The following is a 7,496-nucleotide window of genomic DNA, read 5'->3' as shown; positions in this document are numbered from 1 at the left end:
ACGCACCGTCAGCCACCAGGAGCGATCCGCCATGCCCGCCACCCGTCTCCCCAGCAGCCTGCGCCTGCGCTGGACCCTCGGCCTGGCCTCCGCCCTGGCCGTGGTCGGCGCGGCCGTGCTGCTGTTCCTCCTCGGCATGGACGACAGCGGCGACGCCCGGCCCGTCCCCGTCCCCCCCTCCAACATCGCCGGCCGCCGCACGGCGTGCCTGACCGGCGACACCACCGAGGCCGGCGGCCGCACCGACACCGGAGCGATCTGGGCGGCACTCCAGGACGCTGCCCGGCAGCGGCCGCTGAACGTCCAGCAGCTCTTCGCCCCGGCCACCACCGGCGAGCAGGCGCTGCCCTACCTGGCCGGACTGTCCGCCCAGCACTGTGACCTCGTCGTCGCCGTCGGCCCCGCCTTCGGGCAGTCCCTCGCAACGGCGGCCCAAGCCAGCCCGCGCACCACCTTCGTGGCGGTCACCACGGACGGCCAGGCCGCGCCCGCCGGTGTCGACGCGGTCTCGGGCGACGACACCCGGAAGGCCGCCGAGGTCCACAGCCTGGCCCTCGCACTCGCCGCCTCGGAACGCTGAGCCGCCCCCGGGGGCGCCGCAAAGGCGAGAGGACCCGGGAGCGTAGCCAGCTCCCGGGCCCCTGTTTGCCGCCCAATTGCGCACACCGGCACGTTTAAGGGTTGCGGATCAGGTTGAAATCGACGCGTTCTACCTTTGAACTACCGTGCCACGAAGCGGCACAGACAGGACTTGAACCTGCATTCGTCGATATTCGTCCGCACCCGGTCGATCCGGCGTTCGGCGGCGAATGCTGAGACTGGAGCGAGAGTCTGAGATTCACGGGGCCTGCCTCTTCCTGGCTTGGGCTACCCCGGCCGGTGGTGCCGGGGGGAGGATTCGAACCTCCACTGTGACCCCTGGTCAGCTTCAACATCAGTGTCAGCTTTTCGCACCGTGCAGCGCACCCGCCCGGCTTCCCGGAGCGGAGTCGGCGCGCTCGGCGCACCCGCCCGGCTCCCCGGGCGGGCGATCATGAGGCTACCGGAACAGGTAGCCGAAGACGGCGTCACCGACCCGCTGGTCGGTGACCTCGACGGCGTTGGCCTCCTCGCGGGCGAACTTGACCGCCTGCTGGAGCTTCTCCACCCGTTCGGCGAGCTCGTTCACCCGGCGGGCCGGCAGCGCGCCGGAGAACTTGACCGTGGTCCAGTAGCCGACCGGGATGTCCTCGTAGTAGACCTCGACCTGGGCCGGGTGCTTCTCGGTGGCCTCGGCCTTGACGTGGTTGCGCGGCACCTTCTTGGTCCGGATGGTGCGCACCGGCTCCGTCTTCCAGGAGTCGGTGGACGGGTCCAGGTTCCAGGACTCGGAGGCGTCCAGCACCGGGAGCTTCTTCACGAAGGTGAACAGGTCGGTGAGCTGCTTCTCCAGGAAGAGCAGGTACGGCACCGGCACCTGGGCGAGGAGCACCTGACCGTCCACCACCACGTCCGCGCGGGCTCCGATGTTGGCCCAGTCCTTGGTGGCCGTCACGTCGAACAGCCGGGTGAGGGTGGTCGCGGTGGACCGCAGGATGTCCTCGGCCTTCAGCTGCACCCGGGTCGACTCCGGCGGCAGCTGCTCGCCCTCCTCGTCCTTGGGCTGGTAGGTCCGGGAGATCCCGGCCAGCAGCGCGGGCTTCTGCAGGTCCTGGTGGGCCTGGGTCAGCTCCTGGAAGGACTTGGACTTGACGCCCTTTTCAACGGCGATGATCTGGTTCAGCTTTGCCACGTCGAGGACGCTATCAGTCTCGAACTGATCGGCGACATTGAATTGTTGATCGAGCAGCCGCCCCGCAGGCCTTCCGGTACGGCCGACGGGTCGAGGCCCGGGGCGAAATGGCATGCACGGCACTAGCCAACCGGCCAGTAGCGCCCCTACCGTCGACTCCCCGTGGCTTCGACGGAGGAGCTCGCCATGCCCCCACGCACACGCCCCCGCCCCCTCCGGTCCGCGGCCGTCGCACTCGCGTCGGCCCTGTTCGTCACCGCCGCCCTGACCGCCCCCGCCACCGCCTCCCCGACACCGACACCGACACCGACCCGGGCCCCGACCGCCGCTGCCCCCGACTACTGCGGCGGCCGCTGCACCGACATCCTCCCGCCCGGCGAGAACGGCAACGCCACCCTCGCCGAGATCCTGCTCAACCGGGCGTTCGGCAGCCGCCCCGCGCACACCGACGACCAGCTCGGCCCGTACTCGGCCCTCGCCTCCGGCTACCCGGGGTTGACCGAGGCCGGGTTGCGGAGCTTCTTCAACGACGCCTCCTTCGGCGTCCCCGCCGACCAGGTGGCCAGTACCGTCAGCCCGCGCCCGGACGTCACGATCGTGCGCGACAAGGCGACCGGCGTCCCGCACATCAGCGGCACCACCCGGTACGGCACCGAGTTCGGCGCGGGCTACGCGGCCGCGCAGGACCGGCTGTGGGTGATGGACCTGTTCCGGCACGTCGGCCGCGGCGAGCTGTCCGGCTTCGCGGGCGGCGCGGCCGCCAACCGGCAGCTGGAGCAGAGCTTCTGGCAGGCCGCGCCGTACACCGAGGCCGAGTTGCAGCAGCAGATCGACGCCCTCGCGGCCCGCGGCGGCCGGGCCGCCCAGGCGCTGGCGGACGCCAACGCGTACCTGGACGGCATCAACCAGTACGCGTCCCAGGCCTACAACGGCCGCACCTTCCCCGGCGAGTACGACCTGACCGGCCGCATCGACCCGATCACCAACGCCGGTTCGATCGAGCCCTTCAAGCTGACCGACCTGGTCGCCCTGGCCTCCGTGGTCGGCGCGCTGTTCGGCGCGGGCGGCGGGGGTGAACTCGCCTCCGCCCAGGTCAAGTCGGCCGCCGAGGCCCGGTACGGGAAGGACGCCGGGGACGCGGTGTGGAAGTCGCTGCGCGAGTCCGACGACCCGGAGGCCGTCCGCACCCTGCACGACGGGCAGAGCTTCCCGTACGCGACGGTGCCGGACGACCCGCAGGGCCAGGCGCTGCCGGACCCGGGCTCGGTGGTGCCCGAGCGGATGGTCTACGACGCCACCGGCTCGGCGAACTCCGCCACCACCAAGGCGAACGGCGTACTGCCCGGCAACCTGCTCACCGCCAAGCACGGCATGTCCAATGCCCTGCTGGTCTCCGGCGCGCACAGCGACACCGGCCACCCGGTCGCCGTGTTCGGCCCCCAAACCGGCTACTTCGCACCCCAGTTGCTGATGCTGGAGGAGATCCAGGGACCCGGGATCAGCGCCCGCGGCGCGGCCTTCGCGGGCCTCAGCTTCTACGTGCAGCTCGGCCGCGGCCAGGACTACGCCTGGAGCGCGACCTCGGCCGGGCAGGACATCACCGACACCTACGCCGTCCCGCTCTGCACCACCGACGGCTCCCCGGTCACCACCGCCGCCGACTCCTACCTCTGGCACGGGCAGTGCCTGCCCTTCGACCGGCTGGACCGCAAGGACGCCTGGAACCCGACCACCGCCGACTCCACCCCGGCCGGCTCCTACACCCTGGTGATGTACCGCTCGAACTACGGGCTGGTGACGGCCCGCGGCACGGTCGGCGGCGCGCCCGTCGCCTTCACCTCGCTGCGCTCCACCTACCGGCACGAGGCCGATTCCATCATCGGCTTCCAGGAGTTGAACGACCCCGGCGCGGTGCACGACGCGCCGAGCTTCCAGCAGGCTGCGCAGGACATCAACTACACCTTCAACTGGTTCTACGCCGACTCCCGCGACATCGCGTACTACAACTCCGGCAGCAACCCGGTGCGCGCCCCCGGTGTCGACGCCGGACTGCCCGTGCTCGCCCGACCCGCCTACGAGTGGGCCGACTTCGACCCCGCCACCAACACCGCCCGGTACACCCCGCCGGCCGAGCACCCGCAGTCCGTGAACCAGGACTACTACGTCTCCTGGAACAACAAGCAGGCGAGCGGTTACACCGCGGCCGGCTTCGGCAACGGCTCGGTGCACCGCGCCAACCTGCTGGACGACCGGGTCAAGGCGCTGCTCCAGGGCGGCGGCAAGGCGAGCCGGGTCTCCCTCACCGAGGCCATGGAGGGCGCCGCCCTGGCCGACCTGCGGGCCGAGGACGTGCTGCCCGACCTGATCCGGGTGCTGCGCAGCGCGCCCGTCACCGACCCGGCCGCCGCCATCGCCCTCCAGCAGCTGGAGGCCTGGCTCGCCGACGGCGCCCGGCGCAAGGAGACCTCGCCGGGCAGCCACGCCTACGCGGACGCGACCGCGATCCGGGTGATGGACGCCTGGTGGCCGCTGGTCGCCGACGGCGTCATGCGGCCCGGGCTCGGCGACCAGCTGTTCACCGCGCTGACCGGCGCGCTGCAGATCAACGAGTCGCCCTCCGGCGGCCAGACCGGCGCCGCCGGCGGCGGCCCGGTGAGCGCCAACGAGGCGATCCCGCACAAGGGTTCGGCCTTCCAGTACGGCTGGTGGAGCTACCTGGACAAGGACCTGCGGGCCGTCCTCGGCGACCCGGTCGCCGGCCCGCTGGCCCGGCCCTTCTGCGGCGGGGGCGACCTCTCGGCCTGCCGCACCGTGCTGCTGACCACCCTGACGCAGGCCGCCGCCCAGACCACCGCCCAGGTCTACCCGGGCGACGCCGACTGCACGGCGGGCGACCAGTGGTGCGCCGACACCATCATCCAGCGCCCGCTGGGCGGGGTGACGGACGACAAGACCACCTGGCAGAACCGCCCGACCTACCAGCAGGTGGTGCAGTTCACCGGCCACCGCTGAGCCACCCGGGCAACCTGCCGGTGCCCCCGTCGCGTGAGGGGGCACCGGCAGCCGTCATTCGGCTCCGGGCAGGTCGCACCAAGATTCAAAAACCCGCCCGGTAGCACCCGAAAGCCGCCTAGGCTACTTACATGGCAACCTCCGACTCCCCCGCACCCGACTCCCTCGCCACCGGCCAGCGCTCGCTCGGCGACCCCACCATCGACTACCCCCTCTGGCCCCCGCTGACCTCGGGCTGCCCGCGCACCAGCACGGAGGACGTCTCCTACCCCGTCGAGGTGGACTACGCCTACGACAAGGCCGATCCCGACGCCCTGTTCGCCCCCGTGAAGGCCCGCGGCGGCCTGGAGCGGTGGGCGCCGCTGCTGCCCCCGCTGCTCGCCCCCGGCCTCGGCGAGGGCGCCACCCCGCTGGTCGAGCTCGGTCCTGGCGTGTACGTCAAGGACGAGTCCCGCAACCCGACCTGGAGCCACAAGGACCGGCTCAACCGCTGCACCACCAGCGCCGCCGTCGGCGTCGGCGCGCCCGGCATCGCGGTCGCCTCCTCGGGCAACCACGGCGCCTCGGCGGCCGCGTACGCCGCCCGCGCCGGACTGCCCTGCGTGGTGTTCACCGGCCCGGACACCCCGCCCGCCGTGGACGCCTTCCTCAACGCCTACGGCGCCGTGGTGCTGCCCGTCCCGTGGGAGGCCCGATGGCCGCTGCTGCGCCGGGTGGTCGAGCGCTTCGGCCTGCACCCGGTCAGCAACCTGACGGCCACCCACACCGGCCACGCCTTCGGCCCCGAGGGCTACAAGACCGTCGCGTACGAGATCTTCCAGGACGTCGGCGTGCCGAGCGCGGTGTTCGTCCCCACCGGGTACGGCGAGCTGCTCTTCGGCGTCTGGAAGGGCTTCGCCGAGCTGCGCCGGCTGGGCCTCGCCGACCGGGTGCCGCGGATCTTCGCCTGCGAGTCGGCGGCCTCCGGCCCACTGCACCGGGCGATCGCCGAGGGCGTCCCCGCCGCGCACGTGACGGTCGGCCCGAGCGACGCGTACTCGATCGCCTCCCCGGTGAGCGGCTACCGGGGCGTGCTGGCGGTGCGCGGGAGCGGCGGCGCCGCGCTGACCGTGGACGACCGTCAACTCGCCGACGCCCAGCGCGAACTGGCCCGCGCCGGGCTGTGGGCCGAACTGTCCGCGGCGGCCGGCCTGGCCGGCCTGCGCAGTCTCGGCGCCGACGCCCCGGAGGACGGCCCGGTGGTCTGCGTCTCCACCTCCAGCGGCTTCAAGGACAAGGGCATGGGCGGCCGCCGGACCGCCCCGGTCACCCCGACCTGGGAGGAGGTCGAGCGCCGCCTGCGCGCGGCCGGGATCACCGGGTAGCGGCCACCCGCGGGACGGCCCGCGGGCCCGGAGGCCCGGTACCGGAAGCCTGCTGTTCGTCGTGCCGTCCGCCGACGCAGGGTCGGCGTTCGCCCACGCACAGCAAGCCTGCTCCGCCCCGACTCAGGGTATGCACGGGACTTCGAGATCCGCAGGGACCGGACAGCCCGGGGGCCTGTGAAGCCGGGCCGGGAGCGGGCGACATGCTCCCGGCCCGTTCTGCTCAAAGCTCGACCAGCACCTTCCCCCGGTTCGCCGAGCGGTCGAGGTAGAGGCTGCGGTAGGCGGCCGGGATGCTGTCGAACCCCCGGTGGACGGTCTGCTGGTAGCGCAGTTCCCCGCTGCGCACCAGGGCACCCAGGTCCCGCCGCAGCGCGGCCCAGTTCTCCTCGGTGAACCACTCCAGCGCGAAGATGCCGCGGATCACGGTGCGCGGGAACATGATCATCGGCAGCAGCCGGGGGCCCGCCCAGGCCCCGCCGACCTGGCTGCCCCACTGCCAGCAGACCGCCACCCGGCTGTCCACCGAGAGCATCCCGAAGACCGTGTCGGTGAGGGTGCCGCCCAGGCTGTCGAAATAGCGGTCGATGCCGTCCGGGGCGAGCTGGGCCAGCTCCTTCGCCAGCCGCTCCGGGTCGTCGCCGTCGCGGTACTCCAGCACCGCGTCGAAGCCCAGCTCCCGCAGCCGGTCGGCCTTGGCCGGGGTCGCCGTGGTGCCGATGACCCGGGCGCCGCGGTGCCGGGCCAGCTGGCCGACCACCGAGCCGACGGCGCCGCTGGCCCCGCTGACCAGCACCGTCAGCCCGGGGCGCACGTCCAGGAACTTCTCCACCGTCCCCCAGGCGGTCATCCCTGGGCCGCCCAGCAGGCCGAGCGCGGTGGTGATCGGCAGCTGCTCGTCGTAGTCCGCGCGGTCCAGCCGGCGGAAGGCCGGGAAGACCATCGGGAAGGTGCCGGTCTGCCAGAGCCAGGAAGCGCCGTTGCCGATCAGGTGGCTGCGCCAGCCGCCGAAGCCCTGCACCAGGTCCCCGACCGCGAACCGCGCGGCGGGACCGGCCTGCACCACCTCCATGATCGAGTCGGCGCCCATGTGGTCCCCGACCGGGGTGTCCAGCGCGATGCCCTGGAGGTACGGGTCCACCGAGACCCAGCGCGTGCGCAGCAGCATCTCGTCCTCGCCGAGCCGGACGTCCACCTCCTCCACGACCTTCTCGTACATCCGCTCCACGTCCGGCACCCCGTCCGCATGGGCGCGGACGATCCACTTCTCGATCCGCACCGGACCGGTCCGCGCGGGAAGACCGACGGGGGCACTGGCCGGGGGGCTGACGGGGAGACTCACGGACTGG

The 7,496-nt window shown here is 72.7% G+C and carries 5 protein-coding genes; 3 read left to right on the top strand and 2 right to left on the bottom strand.

The annotated features are described in order from the left end of the window. Positions 1-31: 31 nt before the first annotated feature. Complete coding sequence (locus ABTY61_RS03005; protein ID WP_350503145.1) at positions 32-580, top strand: hypothetical protein; 549 nt, start codon at positions 32-34, stop codon at positions 578-580. Positions 581-1,039: 459 nt separating this feature from the next. Here the strand turns inward: ABTY61_RS03005 and ABTY61_RS03000 are convergent, their stop codons facing one another. After that, complete coding sequence (locus ABTY61_RS03000) at positions 1,040-1,771, bottom strand: DUF7873 family protein (RefSeq protein ID WP_350503144.1); 732 nt, start codon at positions 1,769-1,771, stop codon at positions 1,040-1,042. Positions 1,772-1,957: 186 nt separating this feature from the next. On the opposite strand from ABTY61_RS03000, the gene ABTY61_RS02995 reads away from it, so the two are divergent. Further along, positions 1,958-4,783: a penicillin acylase family protein gene (locus ABTY61_RS02995; RefSeq protein WP_350503143.1), complete on the top strand. Its 2,826-nt coding sequence runs from the start codon at positions 1,958-1,960 to the stop codon at positions 4,781-4,783. A gap of 131 nt (positions 4,784-4,914) precedes the next feature. Then, positions 4,915-6,147 (top strand): threonine synthase, encoded by a 1,233-nt coding sequence (locus ABTY61_RS02990; protein ID WP_350503142.1) that lies wholly within the window; start codon positions 4,915-4,917, stop codon positions 6,145-6,147. Between the two features lie 223 nt (positions 6,148-6,370). Here ABTY61_RS02990 and ABTY61_RS02985 read toward each other — a convergent pair whose 3' ends face one another. Beyond that, positions 6,371-7,426 carry a zinc-binding dehydrogenase gene (locus ABTY61_RS02985; RefSeq protein WP_350503141.1) on the bottom strand — a complete coding sequence of 352 codons (1,056 nt, stop codon included), beginning with the start codon at positions 7,424-7,426 and terminating at the stop codon, positions 6,371-6,373. Between the last annotated feature and the right edge of the window lie 70 nt (positions 7,427-7,496).

Origin of the sequence: Kitasatospora sp. NPDC096128 (assembly GCF_040303105.1) — a bacterium.
Classification (GTDB): Bacteria; Actinomycetota; Actinomycetes; order Streptomycetales; family Streptomycetaceae; genus Kitasatospora.
The sequence above is the reverse complement of the archived record's forward strand: the minus strand, read 5'-3'. Positions and strand labels throughout refer to the sequence as shown.